19 protein-coding genes are annotated in these 17,628 nt (G+C 73.3%); 3 read left to right on the top strand and 16 right to left on the bottom strand.

What is annotated here, in order from left to right:
* Positions 1–18 precede the first annotated feature (18 nt).
* Both ACYU7H_RS07310 and rpoE read right to left on the bottom strand, forming a co-directional pair.
* Positions 19–861 carry an RseA family anti-sigma factor gene (locus ACYU7H_RS07310; protein ID WP_460813525.1) on the bottom strand — a complete coding sequence of 281 codons (843 nt, stop codon included), beginning with the start codon at positions 859–861 and terminating at the stop codon, positions 19–21.
* Positions 858–1,475 (bottom strand): RNA polymerase sigma factor RpoE, encoded by a 618-nt coding sequence (gene rpoE / locus ACYU7H_RS07305; protein ID WP_460813524.1) that lies wholly within the window; start codon positions 1,473–1,475, stop codon positions 858–860. Before rpoE ends, ACYU7H_RS07310 begins: the two co-directional genes overlap by 4 nt.
* A gap of 165 nt (positions 1,476–1,640) precedes the next feature.
* Between rpoE and ACYU7H_RS07300 the strand changes: the two genes are divergently transcribed.
* Complete coding sequence (locus ACYU7H_RS07300) at positions 1,641–3,740, top strand: 3-hydroxyacyl-CoA dehydrogenase NAD-binding domain-containing protein (protein ID WP_460813522.1); 2,100 nt, start codon at positions 1,641–1,643, stop codon at positions 3,738–3,740.
* Positions 3,741–3,752: 12 nt separating this feature from the next.
* Here the strand turns inward: ACYU7H_RS07300 and ACYU7H_RS07295 are convergent, their stop codons facing one another.
* From ACYU7H_RS07295 to ACYU7H_RS07235, 13 genes are all read right to left on the bottom strand, one after another.
* The gene (locus ACYU7H_RS07295; RefSeq protein ID WP_460813521.1) at positions 3,753–4,121 is read right to left on the bottom strand and encodes a PilZ domain-containing protein; all 369 of its coding nucleotides are present in this window, start codon (positions 4,119–4,121) and stop codon (positions 3,753–3,755) included.
* Complete coding sequence (locus ACYU7H_RS07290) at positions 4,118–5,167, bottom strand: DNA polymerase III subunit delta' (RefSeq protein WP_460813520.1); 1,050 nt, start codon at positions 5,165–5,167, stop codon at positions 4,118–4,120. The genes ACYU7H_RS07295 and ACYU7H_RS07290 overlap by 4 nt, the downstream gene beginning before the upstream one ends.
* On the bottom strand, positions 5,167–5,808 hold the full coding sequence (gene tmk / locus ACYU7H_RS07285) for a dTMP kinase (protein WP_460813518.1): 642 nt from the start codon (positions 5,806–5,808) through the stop codon (positions 5,167–5,169). The genes ACYU7H_RS07290 and tmk overlap by 1 nt, the downstream gene beginning before the upstream one ends.
* A complete protein-coding gene (gene mltG, locus ACYU7H_RS07280) occupies positions 5,805–6,866 on the bottom strand; it encodes an endolytic transglycosylase MltG (protein WP_460813985.1) in 1,062 nt (353 codons plus the stop codon). Before mltG ends, tmk begins: the two co-directional genes overlap by 4 nt.
* The gene (gene pabC / locus ACYU7H_RS07275; RefSeq protein WP_460813517.1) at positions 6,845–7,687 is read right to left on the bottom strand and encodes an aminodeoxychorismate lyase; all 843 of its coding nucleotides are present in this window, start codon (positions 7,685–7,687) and stop codon (positions 6,845–6,847) included. The genes mltG and pabC overlap by 22 nt, the downstream gene beginning before the upstream one ends.
* Positions 7,684–9,039 (bottom strand): aminodeoxychorismate synthase component I, encoded by a 1,356-nt coding sequence (locus ACYU7H_RS07270; protein WP_460813516.1) that lies wholly within the window; start codon positions 9,037–9,039, stop codon positions 7,684–7,686. Before ACYU7H_RS07270 ends, pabC begins: the two co-directional genes overlap by 4 nt.
* A 48-nt stretch (positions 9,040–9,087) precedes the next feature.
* Entirely contained in the window at positions 9,088–10,335 is a 1,248-nt protein-coding gene (gene fabF / locus ACYU7H_RS07265) for a beta-ketoacyl-ACP synthase II (RefSeq protein WP_460813514.1), read from the bottom strand.
* A 164-nt stretch (positions 10,336–10,499) separates the two neighbouring features.
* The gene (gene acpP, locus ACYU7H_RS07260) at positions 10,500–10,739 is read right to left on the bottom strand and encodes an acyl carrier protein (protein ID WP_460813513.1); all 240 of its coding nucleotides are present in this window, start codon (positions 10,737–10,739) and stop codon (positions 10,500–10,502) included.
* Between the two features lie 150 nt (positions 10,740–10,889).
* Positions 10,890–11,636 carry a 3-oxoacyl-ACP reductase FabG gene (fabG, locus tag ACYU7H_RS07255; protein ID WP_460813511.1) on the bottom strand — a complete coding sequence of 249 codons (747 nt, stop codon included), beginning with the start codon at positions 11,634–11,636 and terminating at the stop codon, positions 10,890–10,892.
* Between the two features lie 38 nt (positions 11,637–11,674).
* Positions 11,675–12,616, bottom strand: a complete 942-nt coding sequence (gene fabD / locus ACYU7H_RS07250; RefSeq protein WP_460813509.1) for an ACP S-malonyltransferase — start codon at positions 12,614–12,616, stop codon at positions 11,675–11,677.
* Between the two features lie 103 nt (positions 12,617–12,719).
* Positions 12,720–13,700 (bottom strand): beta-ketoacyl-ACP synthase III, encoded by a 981-nt coding sequence (locus ACYU7H_RS07245; protein WP_460813507.1) that lies wholly within the window; start codon positions 13,698–13,700, stop codon positions 12,720–12,722.
* 127 nt (positions 13,701–13,827) lie between these two features.
* Positions 13,828–14,022: a 50S ribosomal protein L32 gene (rpmF, locus tag ACYU7H_RS07240; RefSeq protein WP_460813505.1), complete on the bottom strand. Its 195-nt coding sequence runs from the start codon at positions 14,020–14,022 to the stop codon at positions 13,828–13,830.
* A 74-nt stretch (positions 14,023–14,096) separates the two neighbouring features.
* Positions 14,097–14,630 (bottom strand): YceD family protein, encoded by a 534-nt coding sequence (locus ACYU7H_RS07235; RefSeq protein ID WP_460813503.1) that lies wholly within the window; start codon positions 14,628–14,630, stop codon positions 14,097–14,099.
* A 157-nt stretch (positions 14,631–14,787) separates the two neighbouring features.
* On the opposite strand from ACYU7H_RS07235, the gene ACYU7H_RS07230 reads away from it, so the two are divergent.
* Positions 14,788–15,150 carry a hypothetical protein gene (locus tag ACYU7H_RS07230; protein WP_460813501.1) on the top strand — a complete coding sequence of 121 codons (363 nt, stop codon included), beginning with the start codon at positions 14,788–14,790 and terminating at the stop codon, positions 15,148–15,150.
* Positions 15,150–15,746, top strand: a complete 597-nt coding sequence (locus tag ACYU7H_RS07225; RefSeq protein WP_460813500.1) for a Maf family protein — start codon at positions 15,150–15,152, stop codon at positions 15,744–15,746. Before ACYU7H_RS07230 ends, ACYU7H_RS07225 begins: the two co-directional genes overlap by 1 nt.
* 9 nt (positions 15,747–15,755) lie before the next feature.
* Here ACYU7H_RS07225 and ACYU7H_RS07220 read toward each other — a convergent pair whose 3' ends face one another.
* A complete protein-coding gene (locus ACYU7H_RS07220) occupies positions 15,756–17,606 on the bottom strand; it encodes a glycosyltransferase family 39 protein (RefSeq protein ID WP_460813498.1) in 1,851 nt (616 codons plus the stop codon).
* Positions 17,607–17,628 lie beyond the last annotated feature (22 nt).

Raw genomic sequence — 17,628 nt, 5'->3', positions numbered from 1 at the left:
GCACCGTGCGGTGGCGCGCTACGGCGGATCGGCCTCGAGATCGGTAAGGGCGGACTCGTCCGGATACGAAGGCGCGAACGGCCGCGCGGCATCCACGGCCCCATCGGTGGCCGGGTCGTAGCCCGCGGTGAACAGTTCGCCGCCGGACACGCCCGGCAACACGGCGCGTGGCCAGGGGCGCGCCTCCGGGGGCAGCGGGGTACTGAAGGGCGAGGCGACGTCGCCTGCGCCGGGCAGCGGATTGCTGGCGCCGGACTGCACGTCGGCGACACGCAGGTCCGGCGACCCCGGCGACCCCCGCGGCGCGACGGCCCGGGCCGTGCCCGGCGGATCGTCCTCGGCCTGGCGGCCGGACGCCGTGTCCACGTCGGCGACGCGCTCCGGGGCCGGGACCTGCGGCACCGACGCCACGTCGCCGGCGGCGGCGGTTTCGAGCGGCACGTCGATCGATGGCAACACCGCGATCGCCGCGGCGGTGTCCGGCGCGGGCAGGCCGCCCTCGCCCACCGGGCGCGCGACGAACAGCGCGACCGCCGCCACCGACGCGGCGAGCGCCGCCGCCACGCCGTGGCGACCCCATCGGCGCGCCCGCGCGGACGCGGGCCCATCCACGGCGATCGCCTCCGCCACGCGCGAAGGGAAGCCCGCGGGCAGCGCCACCGGGCCGGCGCCACGCAACACGTCCCCTGCCAGTTGCCAGCGCTCCCACCTGCCGGCCAGCGCGGCATCGCGCTCGAGGCGTCGAAGGAGGAACCGCGCCTGGTCCAGCGGCAGCGCGCCGTCGATCAGGGCCGAAAGCTGCTCGCGCAGCCCGTCCGCGTGTTCCCGGGTTGGATCATGCTGGTCGCGTGGCGTCGTCATTCGCGTTCCCGTGGAGCCTGTTCGCGCAGCCCGCCGTCCAGCAGCGGCCGCAGTCGTTCGTCGATCGCTTCGCGTGCGCGGAAGATCCGCGAACGCACCGTGCCGATCGGGCAGTCCATGCGCTCGGCGATGGCCTCGTAGCTCATGCCCTCCGCCTCGCGAAGCGTGATCGCCTCGCGCAATTCGCCGGGCAGCGCCTCCACCGCCTCCATCACCGCGCGCTCGACCTGCAGGCGCATGAGCTCGCGCTCGGGCGTGTCGTGGTCGCGCAACCGCCCGCCGGACTCGAACTGCTCCGCGTCCTCGGCGTCGATGTCGGCCGTTGGCGGCCGGCGTTGGTGCGAGACCAGGTGGTTCTTGGCGGTGTTCACGGCGATACGGTGCAGCCAGGTGGAGAACTGGGCATCGCCCCGGAAGTTCCCGATCGCGCGCCATGCGCGGACGAAAGTCTCCTGGGCGACGTCCTGGACCTCGCTCCAGTCGGCGACGTAGCGCGAGATCAGCCCGGCGATCCGGTGCTGGTGGCGGCGCACCAGCAGGTCGAATGCCGCGGCATCCCCGCGCTGGACGCGCGCGACCAGGTCGCGGTCCAGCTCATGAAGCTCGTCGGCCATGCCGTACCGGCTCTCCTGTCGGCCCGGTCGTGGCCGGGCGGTAAGACCGGGCGGGTCCGGGAAAGTTCACCGGGCTGCTCCCGCCAACTGTTCCCGCCATTTGACGCGGTCGAAACATGCTCGTGATGATAGCCGCTTGTCCCGGACCTGAATGGAAGGTGGCGCATGGGCGAAGTCCCGAGCAAGGACGTCGACGCGCAATCCCGGTTCGCCGGCCTGCGGGTCCGTCACTGGGCGCCGCGGACCCGCGGCGACGGGATCGTCGTGCTCACGCTGGACCGCGCCGACGCCGCCGTGAACACGCTCGCGCAGGACGTGCTGATCGAGCTCGACGCGCTGGTCGAACGCCTCGCCATGGATCCACCCAGGGGGGTGGTCTTCCGCTCAGGCAAGGAACGCGGCTTCATCGCCGGCGCCGACATCGGCGAGTTCCGCGGGTTCCACGCGAAGGGCGGCGTCGATGGCGCGCTCGCGCGCGGACAGCAGGTCTTCCAGCGCATCGCGGAACTGCCCTGCCCCACGGTGGCCGCGATCCACGGATTCTGCATGGGCGGCGGCACGGAACTCGCGCTCGCGTGCCGCTTCCGCGCGGCCAGCGATGACCCGTCCACGCGCATCGGATTGCCCGAGGTGAAGCTGGGCATCTACCCGGGATGGGGCGGCAGTGTCCGCCTGCCCCGGCTCGTCGGGGCGCCGGCCGCCTTCGACATGATGCTGACCGGTCGCGCGTTGTCGGCGAAGGCCGCGCGCGGCATCGGCCTGGTCGACAAGGTGGTGGAGCCGGGGCTGCTGATGGATGCCGCGGTGGCGCTGGTGGCCAAGGGCGCGCAGCGACCGTTCCGCCAGCGCGCGATGGCATGGCTGACGAACACCTGGCCCGCGCGCCAACTGCTCGCGCCCGTGCTCGCGAAGCAGGTCGCGCGCAAGGCGAACCGGAAGCACTACCCCGCGCCGTTCGCGCTGGTCGAGACATGGCGTCGCGCGGGTGGCGGCATCGACTCGCTGCTCAAGGCCGAGCGCCGCGCGGTGGCGAAGCTCGCCGCGACGGACACGGCGCGCAACCTGATCCGGGTGTTCTTCCTGCAGGAGCGGTTGAAGGGCGCGGGCGGCAAGGACCACGGCATCGAGCGCGTGCACGTCGTGGGTGCCGGCGTGATGGGCGGCGACATCGCCGCGTGGGCCGCGTACAAGGGCTTCGAGGTCACGCTCGGCGACCGCGAGCAGCAGTTCGTCGATGCCGCCATCGAGCGCGGCGGCAAGCTCTTCGAGAAGAAGGTGAAGGATCCGGCCAGGCGGCCGGACGTCGCGCGGCGACTCAGGGGCGACGCGGCGGGCGACGGCGTCGCCGGTGCCGACCTCGTCATCGAGGCCATCGTCGAGCGCGCGGACGCGAAGCGCGGCCTGTACGCGGACATCGCGCCGCGGATGAAACCCGATGCGCTGCTCGCGACGAACACCTCGTCCATCCCGCTCGACCAACTGCGCGAAGGCCTCGCCGACGCGTCGCGCTTCGCGGGCCTGCACTACTTCAACCCGGTCGCGCTGATGCCGCTGGTGGAGATCGTCCGCCACGATGCCATGGCCGCGGACACAGAGCGCCGGCTCGCCGCGTTCTGCCGCGCGATCGACAAGCTGCCGGTGCCCGTCGCCGGCAGCCCGGGGTTCCTCGTGAACCGCGTGCTGTTCCCCTACATGCTCGAGGCCGCGACCGCGCACGCGGAGGGCATTCCGGGGCCCGTCATCGACAAGGCCGCGCTGCGCTTCGGCATGCCGATGGGGCCCATCGAACTCCTCGACACGGTCGGCCTGGACGTGGCGGCCGGCGTCGGCGAGGAACTCGCGCCCTTCCTCGGCCTGCCGATTCCCGACGCGCTCGCCGGCCCGCCGGACGCGGGCCGGCGCGGCAAGAAGGACGGCCAGGGCTACTACCGGTGGGAGGACGGCAAGGCCGTGCGGCCCGAGGTGCCGAAGGACTACCGCGCGCCCGACGACCTCGAGGACCGGCTGATCCTGCCGCTGCTCAACGAGTCGGTCGCCTGCCTGCACGACGGCGTGGTCGCGGACGCGGACCTGCTGGACGCGGGCGTCATCTTCGGCACCGGCTTCGCCCCGTTCCGCGGCGGCCCGATCCAGCACATCCGGGACACCGGGGTGGATGCCCTGCTCGAGCGCCTTCGCGCGCTGCAGGCCCGGCACGGCGACCGGTTCGCGCCGCGCCCCGGCTGGGACGCGCCGGCGCTGCGGGGGGAGGCCTCCGCGACCTGAGCGGTCGCCCGCCTACATCGTGTGCGTCGGCTTCTCCGCGCTGAGCGCGCCGGCCAGCAGGGCCTCGATCTTGCCCTTCACCGCCTCGCCTTCGGCCGACTCGCCGAACTGCACGCCGATGCCCGCCGGCCGGCTGCCCTGCGCGCCCGGCGGAGTGACCCATACGACCTTCCCGGCCACGGGCAGGCGCTCGCCGGACTCGGGCAGGGTCAGCAGCAGGAACACTTCGTCGCCGAGGAAATACCGCTTCGGCGTCGGCACGAACACGCCGCCCGACTTCAGGTAGGGCATGTAGGCCGAATAGAGCTGGGCCTTGTCCTTGATGGCCAGCGACAGGATGCCCTGCCGCGCACCTCCCGCCCCCGCGATGCCTGCACTCATCTGGTTCCCCCGGCCCCGCGGCGGACGGGTGCGCCCGCCGCGCGCGGCCATTCAAGCAACAAACCGGCGACCGTGAGGTCCGCACGGACGGTGGTCCGCAGCAGGTCCCTTGCACGGTTCGCCGCGTCGAACCACGTGGCCAGCGTGCGACGCCGGCGTGCGTCGGTCAAGCGCAGCGCAGCGACGTGCGCGAGCGCCGCCGCATGCATCAAACGCGAGTCGGCCTGCGTGTCGGCCACCCAGCGGCGGGCGGTCTCCAGCGCATCGCCGCCGGCGGCGATCGACGCGAGGTCGCGTTCGACTTCCTGGCGCAGGCGCAATCCGCCGTCGCGCAGCCAGGCATCGGCGAGCCCGGGATGCCCGCGCGCGGCGTCGAGTGCGTCCCGCGCGGCGTCCGGTGCATGGCCCCGCGCGCGCAACCAGCCGAGGGCCTCGTCGCCATCCGGCATCCGCAGGTCGAATCGCTGGCAACGGCTGCGGATGGTCGCCGGAAGACGCGCGGGATGCGCCGTCACCAGCCACAGGTAGCGGCCGGGGACGGGCTCCTCGAGCGTCTTGAGCAGCGCGTTCGCGGCCGCGGCGTTGAGCGCGTCCGCCGGCTCGATGATCGCCACCTGCGCCCCGCCGAACTGGCTCGTGCGCGACAGGCGCTCGGACAGTCCGCGCACCTGGTCGACGACGATCTGCGTCTGCTGCTTCGACGGCGACTTCTCGCTCCATGCGTAGCCCACGAACGAGACGTCCGGATGCGACGGATGGCCGTCGGGGTGCGCGGGCGAGCCGTCGGGGCGGGTTTCTTCCGGGTCGCGCTGCGCGCGTGCCGAGAACAGGCGGCAGCTCCGGCACGCGCCGCACGGATCGGGCCTGCCGCCATGGCCGGTGCACAGCACGCGCTGGGCGAGGCGCTCGGCGACCCGCCGCTTGCCCAGGCGGGGCTCGCCGCACAGGAGCATCGCGTGGCCGAGGCGCCCCGCGTCGAGCGCGGCGACGGCCTGGTCGCGGAAGCGGCGCTGCCATGGCGCGAGCGTGTCGGACGCGGTGGTCATCAGAGTCCCGACCGGTAGGCGGCCAGCAGGGTCGTGGCCTCCGCGGCCACCGCGTCGGCGTTCCGCCCGGCATCCAGGACGCGGAACCGCGCCGGAGCCTTCGCCGCGCGCGCGAGGAACGCATCGCGCACCCGCTCGAAGAAGGCGTCCTGTTCGCGCTCGATGCGGTCCGGCGTGCCTTCCCGGCCCAGCGCCCGGGCGCGCCCGCCGGCGACGTCCACGTCCAGCAGCAGCGTGAGCCCGGGCTCGATGCCGACCACGCGGCGCTCGAGTTCGGCGACGAAGGCCGGGTCGAGGCCGCGCCCGCCCCCCTGGTAGGCGAAGCTCGAGTCGGTGAACCGGTCGCACAGCACCCACGCGCCATCGGCGAGCGCCGGCAGGATCGTCTCGCGCACGTGCTGCGCGCGGGCCGCGAACATCAGCAGCAGTTCGGTCTCCGGCGCGGGCGGCTCGTGGCGCGGGTCGAGCAGCAGGTCGCGGATCATCTCCGCGAGCGGCGTGCCGCCGGGCTCGCGCGTGCAGACCACCGGCATGCCGTCGGCGGCGAGCGCCTCGCGCAGCGCGGCGAGCACCGTCGACTTGCCGGCACCCTCGCCACCTTCGACCGTGACCAGTCGCGGCTGCGTCCGCAGGGCCGTCACTGGTTCCGCTGCCGGTAGCGCCGGACGTATTCGCGCACCGCGGCCTGGTGCTCGGCCAGCGTGCGCGTGAACACATGGCGCCCGCTGCCGTCGCCGACCGCGACGAAGTAGAGCTCCTCGCCGGGCGCGGGTGCGACGGCGGCGCGCAGCGCGTCGACGCCGGGCATCGCGATCGGCGTCGGCGGCAGGCCGTCGCGGGTGTAGGTGTTGTAGGGCGTGTCCGTCTCGAGGTGCCGGCGCGTGATGTCGCCGTCGTAGTCCGCGCCGATGCCGTAGATCACCGTGGGGTCGGTCTGCAGCCGCATGCCACGCTGCAGCCGGCGCGAGAACACGCCGGCGATGCGCGGCCGCTCCTCGGCGATGCCGGTCTCCTTCTCGACGATCGAGGCGAGGATCAGCGCCTGCTCCTTGTCGGCCAGCGGCGTGCCCTCCGCGCGCGCGGCCCACGCCTCGTCCAGCGCCCGCGCCATCGCGTCGTGCGCGCGCCGCAGGATGTCGAGGTCCGTGTCGCCCCGCGTGTAGACATAGGTTTCCGGCAGGAAGCGGCCCTCCGGGTGCTGCCCGGGCTGGCCGAGCGCGTCCATCAGGGCCGCGTCGTCCATGCCCCGGCCCGACTGCACCAGCGGCTCGGCGCGCGTCAGCGCCGCGCGCAGTTCGCGGATGTTCCAGCCTTCCACGATCGTGAAGCGGTAGTTGAGCACCTTGCCGTCGCGCATCGCCACCAACAGGTCGCGCGGCGTCGTGCCTTCCGGCAGCGGGTACTCGCCGACCTGGATCCGCCCCGCGGCGCCCATCTGCCGCGCCAGCAACTGCCATTCCAGGTCATGGCCGGCGTGGATGCCTGCCGCGCGCAACTTCCCGAGGACCGTGGCGAACGAATCGCCCTGCGCGACGACGAGGCTCTGTCCGGTCGCGCCCGGCAGCGGCGCGGCGACGAAGCCGTGGTAGCGGTCCCACAGGGAGAAGGCGAGGAAACCCGCGACCAGCGCGGTCAGGGCGAACAGGACGCGGAAGCGGCCCAGTTGGCGTCGGCGGGTCACGGAACCTCCGGGACGGATGGCGCGGAAAACGCGGGATGGGCCTGCGAGAGCGCCCGTTGCAGGGTGGCCACGCCCGGGTGCGTCGCCCGGTCGCGCCCCCCGAGGCGGGCCACCGGGAGGATACCGCGCACCGCATTGCACAGCGCCAGCGCGTCCGCCCCTTCGACCGCTTCGCGCGAGAGGACGCGTTCGGCCACCAGGCCGCGTTCGAGCAGCCAGCCGCGGCACGTGCCGGCGACGCCGCAGCCGTCCACGGACGGCGTCGTCCATGCACCGTCCCGCAGGACCAGCAGGTTGGCACTGGTGGCGGACACGACATGGCCATCGGCGTCCATCACCAGGCCCTCGTCGCAGCCGTCCGCATCGCACTCGGCGCGCGCGAGCACCTGCTCGAGCCGGTTGCAGTGCTTGATGCCTGCCAGCCGCGGCTGCCTCGCCCAGCGCAGGTCGCACCATCGCAATGCCAGCCCCGGGCCGGACGACACGGGGGCCGGATGGTGGGAGAGGATCCACGTGGGCACGGCCGCAGGCGGCGGCTTGTAACCCCGCCCGCCGCCGCCACGGGTCACGACGAGGCGGATCACGCCGTCGCCGCCCCGCGCCGCGAGCAACCCATCGATCCCGTCCTGAACGGCGCCCTCGTCGGGCAGGCGCAGGCCGAGGCGTTCCGCGCCCTCACACAGCCGCCGCCAGTGGCGCGGCCACCAGGGCAGCCCGCCGCCGTGCGCGCGCATCGTCTCGAACAGCCCGTCGCCATAGGCGATCCCGCGATCGTCGCCACGCACGCCGTCGACGAGGGCGTCGCCGGAGTACACGCGGATGGCGGTGTCCGCGGTCACCCCTCGACCCCCAGCGCCCGCAGCATCCCGCGCGCCTTGGCGCGTGTCTCGTCGAGTTCGCGCTCGGGATCGGAGTCGATCACGATGCCGGCACCGGCGCGGAAGCGCAGCGTCGCGCCCGACAGCTCGGCGCTGCGGATCAGGATGTTGAGGTCGAGGTCGCCGTCGCGGTTCAGCCACCCCATCGCACCCGTGTAGGCGCCGCGGCCGACCGTTTCCAGCTCGGCGATGATCTGCATGCACCGGACCTTCGGACAACCGGTGATCGTCCCGCCGGGAAAGGTCGCACGGATGACCTGGCCGGGCGTCGTCCCCGGCTTCAGGCGCCCGCGCACGTTGCTGACGATGTGGTGCACGTGGGCATAGCTTTCGACCGTCATCAGTTCGTCGACCTCGACGCTCCCCGGCACGCACACGCGGCCCAGGTCGTTGCGTTCGAGGTCGATGAGCATCACGTGCTCCGCGCGCTCCTTGGGGTGGCCGACCAGTTCGCCGATGCGCGCGGCCTCGTCGTCGTCGGGCAGCCGGGGGCGCGTGCCCGCGATGGGCCGCGTCTCGACCACGTCGCCACGGACCGACACCAGCCGTTCCGGTGATGCGCTGGCCACCGCCCAGCCATCGCCGGCGAACAGGCCCGCGAACGGCGCCGGGTTGTGCGTGCGCAGGCGATCGAACACGGCCGCCGGTTCGGGCGCGGCGTCGAAACGGGCCTGCCACGCGCGCGACAGGTTCACCTGGAACACGTCTCCCGCGGCGAGGTACTCGCGCACGCGCCGCACGCCCGCGAGGTAGCGGCCGGGTGGATCCTCGTCGATCCCGGCGGGGACCGCCCACGCAGGCAGGGGCGGATGGTCGCGCGCCCCAGCGGCGTCGCGCTCGATCAGGTCGAGCCAGTCGGCATGCGCGGTCTCAGCGACCGCGACGCACTCCCCGGTGGCATGGTCCCGCAACACCGCCGCGGGACACCGCAGGGCGATCGCGACGGGCGCCCTGCCCCCGGCGGACGGCAGGTCGAGCACGCGCTCCACCTGGCCGGCAACCTCATACGCGAGGAACAGGGCCCAACCACCGCGGAACGGCCAACGCGGTTCCTCGCGCGGCAGGCGCGACGCCTGCCACGCGGCGTCGAGCACGTCGAGGAAGTCGGTGCCGGCGCCGTTGCCGTCGAGGTCGCGCACGCGCCCGTCGGCATCGAGCCTGAATCCCTCGCCGTTCGTCCGCATGAGGATGTCCCAGCGTCCCTGCGCCGTGCCGTGCGCCGCCGAGGCGAGCAGCAGCGGCCAGCACGCCGGCGCCCCGCGGTGCAGCGCCAGCAGGTCGACGCCGGGGTCGAGCGGTCGGGTGGCGAGCATGGCGTCGTTCGCGCGGCCGTGCCAGAGCGGGCAGGCCGCGCGCGGGCGTCACATCCGGCGGAACACCAGCGTGCCGTTGGTGCCGCCGAACCCGAACGAGTTGGACAGGACCACGTCGACCTTCTTCTCGCGCGCCGTGTGCGGCACGTAGTCGAGGTCGCAGCCCTCGGACGGGTTGTCGAGGTTGATGGTCGGCGGGATCACGCCGGAATGGATCGCCATCGTGCTGAACACGGCCTCCACGCCGCCGGCCGCGCCGAGCAGGTGGCCGGTCATCGACTTGGTCGAACTGACCATCGTGCGGTACGCGTGCTCGCCGAGCGCGGCCTTCACCGCCATCGTCTCCGCCAGGTCGCCCGCCGGCGTCGAGGTGCCATGCGCGTTGATGTAGCCCACGTCGCCGGCGTTGATCCCGGCGTCGCGGAGCGCGTTCGCCATGCAGCGCGCCGCGCCCTCGCCGCTCTCGCTCGGCGCGGTCATGTGGAAGGCGTCGCCGCTCATGCCGAAGCCGGCGATCTCGGCATAGATCCGCGCGCCGCGCGCCTTGGCGCGCTCGTACTCCTCCAGCACCAGCACGCCGGCGCCGTCGCCCATGACGAAGCCGTCGCGGTCCACGTCCCACGGACGCGACGCCTTCTCCGGCTCGTCGTTGCGCGTGGACAGCGCCTTCATCGCGCAGAAGCCGCCCACCGACGTCGGCGTGGTCGCGAACTCCGCGCCGCCGGCGAGCATCGCGTCGGCGTCGCCGTGCTGGATCATGCGCACCGCCAGGCCGATGTTGTGCGTGGCCGTCGTGCACGCGGTGACCGCGGCGATGTTCGGGCCCTTGGCGCCGGTCATGATCGACACCTGGCCGGCGATCATGTTGATGATGGTGCTCGGCACGTAGAACGGCGAGATCTTGCGCGGGCCGCCGCTGGCGTACTTGAGGGTGGTTTCCTCGATGCCCTTCAGCCCGCCGATGCCGGCGCCCACCGCCACGCCGATGCGCTCGGCGTCGGCGCCGTCGATCTCGCGGCCCAGGCCGGCGTCGTCCATCGCCATCAGCGACGCGGCGACGCCGTAGTGGACGAACGGGTCCATCTTCTTGACGTCCTTGGGCGCGATCCACTGCGTCGGATCGAAGCCCTTGACCTCGCCGGCGATGCGCGTGGCGAAGCCGGACGCGTCGAAGTGCGTGATCGGCCCGATGCCGGACCGGCCGTTGACGATGCCGTCCCAGCTCGAGGCCAGGTCCAGCCCGAGCGGGGACAGGATGCCAAGCCCGGTGACGACGACGCGACGCGGATGACTCATGGAACGCTCCTGGAAGACTGTCGCCGGGCACCGCGCCCGCGGCGGACGCCTGCCCTGCAAACGCGCGAGGCCGCTCTCGCGGCCCCGGCATGGCGTGGCGTGTCCGTGGACGGGGGTCCGCGATCACGCCACCGATGCGACGCGGGCGCGGGCCCGCGGCGCGGTCACTCCTTGACGTGGGCCTTGACGTAGTCGATGGCCTGCTGCACCGAAGTGATCTTCTCCGCTTCCTCGTCGGGGATCTCGCACTCGAACTCTTCCTCGAGGGCCATCACCAGCTCGACGGTGTCCAGCGAGTCGGCGCCCAGATCGTCGACGAACGAGGCGCTGTTGGTCACGTCCTCTTCCTTGACGCCAAGCTGTTCGACGACGATTTTCTTGACGCGCTCTTCGATGCTGCTCATGGGTGTTCGCTCCTCCTGGGAGTCAGTTCAGACGCATAGTGTAAGGGAAAGCCGGGGCCGTCGCGCAGGTGCACAACACCTTCCGGGTCAAGGGGTTGCACGCGCCCGGAGCAGCCGAAGCCGCCCCTTCCGGACGTCGCGCGCGAAGCGTCACGGCATGTACATCCCGCCGTTGACGTGCAGGGTCTCGCCGGTGACGTAGGCGGCCGCGGGTCCCGCCAGGAAGGCGACCGCACGCGCGATGTCCGCCGGTTCGCCGAGGCGGCCCAGCGCGATCTGCTGCAGCATGCCGGCCTTGGCGTCCTCGGGCAGGTCGCGGGTCATGTCGGTGGCGATGAAGCCCGGCGCGACCACGTTCACCGTGACGCCGCGGCTGCCGATCTCCCGCGCCAGCGACTTCGAGAACGCGATGATGCCCGCCTTGGCCGCTGCGTAGTTGGCCTGGCCGGCGTTGCCGGTCACGCCGATCACCGACGCGATGTTGACGATCCGGCCCTTGCGCGCCTTCATCATGCCGCGTATCACCAGCTTCGACATGCGGTAGACGCTGGTCAGGTTGGTGTCGAGGATCGCCTGCCAGTCCTCGTCCTTCATCCGCATCAGCAGGTTGTCGCGGGTGATGCCGGCGTTGTTGACCAGGATGCCGACCGGGCCGACGTCCTTCGCGATCGCGTCGACCAGCGCCTCGCACGCGGCCGCGTCGGTGACGTCCAGCACGCGGCCCTGGCCGCCCTGCGCAGCCAGGCGCGCGCCGATCGCGTCCGCGCCGGACTGGGTGGTGGCCGTGCCGATGACCGTGGCGCCCTGCGCGGCCAGTTCGTCGGCGATCGCCGCGCCGATGCCGCGGCTCGCGCCGGTGACCAGGGCGATCTCGCCGGAAAGGGGAAGCGTGCTCATGCGTGTGTCCTCGTGTGCTGCCGGAAGCGGGGCGCGGTTCAGCGCCAGGCCGCCAATGCGGCGTCGAAGTCGTCGGGTTCGCCGATCGCGCGCGCGTCGAGGCCCTTGTCGATGCGCTTGGCGAGCCCCGCGAGCACCTTGCCCGGGCCGCACTCCGCCATGCGCGTCGCGCCATCGGCGGCGAGCGCCTGCACGCACTGGGTCCAGCGCACCGGCAGGTAGAGCTGGCGCACCAGCGCGTCGCGGATGGCGGCCACGTCGTCGTGCGCCTTGGCGTCGACGTTCTGCACGACCGGCAGCGCGGGCGCGCTCCACTCGACGTCGGCCATCGCGCCGGCGAGCCGGTCGGCGGCCTCGCGCATCAGCGGCGTGTGCGAAGGCACGCTGACCGGAAGCTTGACGGCCTTGCGCACGCCGCGTTCGGCCAGCAAGGCGATCGCGCGGTCGACGGCGACCGAATGCCCGCCGATGACGACCTGCCCCGGCGAATTGAAGTTGGCGGGCACGACCACGCCGTGGTCGGTCGCCGTGTCGCACGCCGCCGCCACGACCGCGTCGTCGGCGCCGAGGACGGCGGCCATCGCGCCCACGCCCGCCGGCACCGCCGCCTGCATGAGGCGGCCGCGCTCGCGCACCAGGCGCGCGCCGTCGGCGAGCGACAGTGCGCCCGCCGCGACCAGCGCGGTGTACTCGCCGAGGCTGTGGCCGGCCAGGCGCGCCGGGCGCGGACCGCCCGCGGCTTGCCAGGCGCGCCACGCCGCGATGCCCGCGGCGAGCAGCGCGGGCTGCGTGTACTCGGTCTGGTTCAGCCGTTCGTCGCCGTCGGCCGACGCGATCGCCCACAGGTCGACGCCGGCGCCTTCGGACGCCTCGTCGAACGCGGCGCGCACGTCGGCGTGCTGCTGCGCGAGCGCGGAGAGCATGCCGGCGGACTGGGAGCCCTGCCCCGGGAACACGAAGGCGAGTTCGGCCTGGTTCAAGCGGCGATCCTGTGTCGGTGCGGAAAGCCGGCCATGATACGCGGACGCGCCGGCCGGGCGTCTGTACCGCGGCGTAGGGTCGCGGGCTGCGCGCGGCCCCGCGTCAGTAGCGCAGCAGCGCGCTGCCCCACGTGAATCCGCCGCCGAACGCCTCGAGCAGCAGCAACTGGCCGCGCTGCACGCGACCGGACCGCACCGCCTCGTCGAGCGCGAGTGGCACCGAGCCCGACGACGTGTTGCCGTGGCGGTCGACCGTGACGACGACGCGCTCCATCGGCATGTCGAGGCGCTTGGCGGTCGCTTCGATGATGCGCAGGTTGGCCTGGTGCGGGATCAGCCAGTCGATGTCGTGCCGGTCCAGGCCGTTGGCCTCGAGGGTCTCCTCGACGACCGAGTCCAGCGCCTTGACCGCGTGCTTGAACACCTCGTTGCCCGTCATGAGCACGCGCACGCCCGCGTTGGGCTCCTCCGGCCTGAATCCGGCGGACACGCCGACCGGGTTCCAGAGCAGCTCCTTCTTGGCGCCGTCGGCATGCATGTGCGTGCTGAGGATGCCGGTCTCCGCGTCCGCCTTCAGGACCACCGCGCCCGCACCGTCGCCGAACAGCACGCAGGTGCTGCGGTCGTTCCAGTCGAGCATCCGGGTGAGCGTCTCCGCGCCGACCACCAGCACCGTGCGCGCGCTGCCGGCGCGGATGAACTTGTCGGCCACGCTCAGCGCGTAGACGAAGCCCGAGCACGCCGCGTTGACGTCGAACGCCGGGCAGCCGTTGGCGCCCAGCCGTGCCTGGAGCAGGCAGGCGGTCGACGGGAAGATCAGGTCCGGGGTGGTGGTGCCGACCACGATCAGGTCGAGCTCGCCGGCGTCGACGCCGGCCGCCTCCATCGCGCGCGTGGCCGCGTGGAAGGCCAGGTCGCAGGTCGTCTCGCCTTCGGCCGCCACGTGCCGCTGGCGGATGCCCGTGCGGGTGGCGATCCATTCGTCGCTCGTGTCGACGCGCTCGGCCAGTTCCTGGTTCGTCACCACGCGGGATGGCAGGTAGCTGCCCGTGCCCGCGATGCGCGCGTAAGTCGGTTCGTTCATCCCGTCCCCGTGGATCCGGTGGCGTCCCGGAGGACACGTGCGCGCCGCCACGGCGGGCGGGGCGCGGGGAGCGCGGCCGACGGCGCGGACCGCGCGATGCGGCGCCATGCAGGCGCCGCCAGGAGGGTCACTCCTCGTCGACGACCTTGCCGCGGACGTCCACGACCTTGCGGCCGCGGTAGTAGCCGTCGGCGGTGACGTGGTGGCGCAGGTGGGTCTCGCCGGTCGTCGGGTCGGTCGCCAGCTGCTTGGCGGTCAGGGCGTCGTGCATGCGGCGCATGCCGCGCTTGGACGGGGTCTTGCGGGACTTCTGGACGGCCATGGTGCTGCTCCGGCGTGTTGCTTTCGTGTGTGGATGTCGATGTCGCGGGTGTCACGCGGCCGCGGCCGCCGGGCTCAGTGCCCGTCTTTCTTGAGCGAGGCCAGCGCCGCGAACGGGCTCGCCTTGCGTTGTTCCTCGTCGTCCGGCGCCCAGTCGCGTTCCATCGCGTCCGTGCCCGGGGCCACCGGCACCACGGGCACCGCGAGGATCAGTTCGTCCTCGACCAGCTCCGCGGGCCGCAAGTGGCCGTCTTCCGGCACCAGCAGCGGCTCGTAGCCCTCCGGCAGCGCCGATTCGCCCGACTCGTCCCGCAGCAGTCCGAGCCGCTGCACGACGCGGACCGGCAGGTCGAAGCGGCGCAGGCTGCGCTGGCATTCCAGCGGCAGCGCCGTCTCGATCCGCAGTTCCACGTACGGCACGCCGAGCGTGTCGCGGTCGAAATCGAGCGTGAACCGCACCTCGCCCCCGCGGCCGTCGGGATGCAGGCTGTCGCGCAGCCGCCCGAAGGCGGACAGCGGCAGTTGCCCCTCGAAGCCGCGCCGTGCCGCGACCATGCGCCAGGCGTCCAGCACCTCGGGGACCGAAGTTCCGGGCAGGTCGGCGGACATAAGACGCGGAATGGTAGGCATGGGGCGGTGGGCTGTCAAACCGGCCCCACGGGCCAACTGCTTGGCCCGGCGGGGAAATCCCCATCCCCGGGCCGCCGATTTGCCCGGCCCGAGCGCCGCGGGGCAGACTGCCTGCCGCTTCCGCCGGATGGTGCCCGTGTCCCTCGTCCTCGCCCTGCTCTCGGCAGCCGCCCTCGTCGCCCTGGGGGCCTGGTACATCCGCCGGCGGGCGGCACGGCACGAGCGTGCCGTCAGCAACGTCCTCGATGCCGCCGATGCGCTGGAGGCCCGCCTGAGGGTGGCCCGGGCCGAGATCGAGGCGGTCGCGGGCGACGGGCGGGAGGACCCGGTGGGCGCCGCCCTGCGCGAAATGCTGCGCCAGCGGCTCTGGTTGCAGGAGCATGGCGCGCGCGCCTCCGTCCGGGAACTGGACACGGTGCGCGCGTCGATCGACACGGCCCGCGACCGCATCGAGCAGCAGCTGGACCGCATCGAGCGCGCCCGCGCGCCCCTCCACTGATGGGCGGCGCGCGCCCCCGGGGCGGCGGCCTGGTGCTGGCGTCCACGTCGCGATACCGCCGGGCACTGCTGGAGCGGCTCGGCCTGCCCTTCGAAGTGGCGCGTCCCGAGGTGGATGAAACGCCCGGGGCCGGCGAATCCCCCGCGGCACTCGCGATGCGCCTGGCCATCGGCAAGGCGCGGGCGGTGGCTGGCACGCATGGCGGGTGCTGGGTCGTCGGCTCCGACCAGGTCGCCGACCTGGCCGGCACGCCCCTGGGAAAGGCCGGCGGCCGGGATGCCGCCATCGGACAGTTGCTGTCGATGTCCGGCCGGACGGTCGACTTCCACACCGCGGTCTGCCTGGCGCATGGCGATGCCCCGCCCCGCACCGCGCACGACGTCACGCGGGTGGTGTTCCGCACGCTGGCGCGCGAGGAGGTCGAGCGCTACGTTGACGCCGAGCAACCCTGGGACTGCGCCGGCAGTTTCAAGTGCGAGGGCCTGGGCATCGCCCTGTTCGAACGGATCGAGTCGCGCGACCCGACCGCGCTCGTCGGCCTGCCGCTGATCGCGACGGCCGGCCTGCTGCGCGACGCGGGGTTCGCGGTGCCCTGACGCCCGCGGTCAGCGCAGGCGCAGGGGACGCGCCGGCCAGTCCTCGACGCTGCCATCGGCGCCGTGCAGGCGCAGCCCAAGCCAGTGCGTGCCCGCGGGCACGTCGTCGGGCACGACGACCTCGGCATGGAAGCCGACGCGTGGATGGTTGGGATCGGTCGATATCCGCCAGTAGGCGGCCACGCCGGGGTTCTCGATCCCGTACGTCGCCTCCGCCACCACGCGCCCGTCGAGCGTGGCCTCCACGCGCTCGATGCCCACGCCGTCCTTGAAGGCCCAGCCCGTGAGCTCGAAGCGCCGGCCGACGGAGGCGCCCGGCGCGGGCGTGTCCAGCCAGGCCATTGCTGGCAGCGTGCAGGCCCCCGCGGTCGCGGACTCCAGCGCGAACAGGAGGAAGCGCTGTCGGCCATGGTCCACGCTCACCACCGTCGGCGGCGGCAGCGGGCCGACGCGTTCGCAGAGCCCGTGCCAGTGCCGCAGCAGGTTCTTGTACTGGAGCTCGCTCGCGCCGACGACGAGGAGCACCGGCGCGTCGCCCCAGTCCTCGCGTCCGCGCGACTCCAGCTTCCAGAGCCGCAACTGAGGCGCGCGGCCGTGGGCGCGGTTCAACGGGTGGTCCAGCACGGCGATGCGCGGGTCGCCCAGCGCGAAGCCGAGTTCGGCGCCGATCTTGAAGTTGTCCGCGACCACCCGCGTGCCCGCGGGCATCTCCGACAGGCGCGCCGCGACAGCCTCCGACAGCGCGTCCCAGCCGGCGAAGTTGGCGGGGTACCACTTCGCGTCGGCCACGCGCGCCCGCAGGCCCGGGTCGGAGACCGCGGCGTAGTAGGCCAGCACCAGCACCAGCCCCGACGCCGCGAGGGTCCACGTGGCGGCACGCAGCCAGCGCGGCCAGGCCGCCAGCACGCCGGGCACCAGCGGCAGCAGGGCGAGGTAGCCGGGCAGCGGCCAGTGGAAGCTGACCCGCTCGACGTCCGCGAAGAAGCCGAGCACGAAGAAGCCGGCGATCACCATCCCGCCGAGCAGCGCGAAGTAGCGCGTGCCCGCGGCAGGGGACCGCCAGCCGCGCCATGTCGAGGCGAGCAGGGCGACGAACAGCAGCGGCGTCACCAGCAGCGACTGGACGAGCAGGAACCAGGCCCCCTCGCCGTGCAGTGCCCACGGGTGTCGCTCGACGAGCTGGAAGCGCAGCCCCGCCTCGGCATTTTCGATGTTCCAGAAGATCAGCGGCGCCCAGGCCGCCGCACCCAGCGCGATCGCGATCCACACGCGCACGTCGCGCAGCACGCGACGGCCTTCCGGCAGCGCGAGCAGGGCGATCGCGCCGACGCCGATCACCGCGATGAAGCGGTAGTGGCTCAGCGCACCGATCGACAGGCCGACCGCGAGCTGCAGCGCACCGGCGGCATCCACGCGTCGCAGCAGGCGCGCGCCGGCGTCGAGGCAGAGCAGCGTGGCGAGCGCCAGGCTCGCATCGGGCAACGCGAGCACGCCCAGGCTCCCCGCCAGCGGCAACACCATCGCCAGCAGGCCGGCCCGCCATGCCGGGCGCGGGCCGAACTCGCGCGCCGTGATCCGCACCACCAGCCACGGGATGGCCGCGGAGATCGCGAGGAACGGCAGTCGGACGCCCAGCGCGTGGCCGCCCAGCAGGGTCGTGCCCAGCCTCGTCAGCCACGCGGTGAGCCCCGGCAGATCGGAATAGGCGGCGGCGAGGTGCCGCCCCTCCTGCCAGTAGAACGCCTCGTCGACGAACAGGGGCAGTCGCGCGGCGACCACCAGCTTCACCGCGATCAGGGCGAGCCAGGCGGCGATGAACACCATCCGCGCATCCGGGCGCGACCGATCCGGGCTCCGCATCCTGTCGGGGACCTCGCTACAC

The organism is Luteimonas pelagia (genome assembly GCF_054776035.1).
This window is presented reverse-complemented; position numbering and strand designations above follow the sequence as displayed.

Coding starts and splice junctions, on each gene's coding strand:
- ACYU7H_RS07295 (WP_460813521.1), bottom strand. CDS start 4,121: ATGAGTGCAGGCATCGCGGGGGCGGGAGGTGCGCGGCAGGGCATCCTG.
- ACYU7H_RS07235 (WP_460813503.1), bottom strand. CDS start 14,630: ATGTCCGCCGACCTGCCCGGAACTTCGGTCCCCGAGGTGCTGGACGCC.
- ACYU7H_RS07310 (WP_460813525.1), bottom strand. CDS start 861: ATGACGACGCCACGCGACCAGCATGATCCAACCCGGGAACACGCGGAC.
- ACYU7H_RS07220 (WP_460813498.1), bottom strand. CDS start 17,606: ATGCGGAGCCCGGATCGGTCGCGCCCGGATGCGCGGATGGTGTTCATC.
- ACYU7H_RS07290 (WP_460813520.1), bottom strand. CDS start 5,167: ATGACCACCGCGTCCGACACGCTCGCGCCATGGCAGCGCCGCTTCCGC.
- fabF (WP_460813514.1), bottom strand. CDS start 10,335: ATGAGTCATCCGCGTCGCGTCGTCGTCACCGGGCTTGGCATCCTGTCC.
- acpP (WP_460813513.1), bottom strand. CDS start 10,739: ATGAGCAGCATCGAAGAGCGCGTCAAGAAAATCGTCGTCGAACAGCTT.
- ACYU7H_RS07270 (WP_460813516.1), bottom strand. CDS start 9,039: ATGCTCGCCACCCGACCGCTCGACCCCGGCGTCGACCTGCTGGCGCTG.
- ACYU7H_RS07245 (WP_460813507.1), bottom strand. CDS start 13,700: ATGAACGAACCGACTTACGCGCGCATCGCGGGCACGGGCAGCTACCTG.
- rpoE (WP_460813524.1), bottom strand. CDS start 1,475: ATGGCCGACGAGCTTCATGAGCTGGACCGCGACCTGGTCGCGCGCGTC.
- rpmF (WP_460813505.1), bottom strand. CDS start 14,022: ATGGCCGTCCAGAAGTCCCGCAAGACCCCGTCCAAGCGCGGCATGCGC.
- ACYU7H_RS07300 (WP_460813522.1), top strand. CDS start 1,641: ATGGGCGAAGTCCCGAGCAAGGACGTCGACGCGCAATCCCGGTTCGCC.
- ACYU7H_RS07225 (WP_460813500.1), top strand. CDS start 15,150: ATGGGCGGCGCGCGCCCCCGGGGCGGCGGCCTGGTGCTGGCGTCCACG.
- fabG (WP_460813511.1), bottom strand. CDS start 11,636: ATGAGCACGCTTCCCCTTTCCGGCGAGATCGCCCTGGTCACCGGCGCG.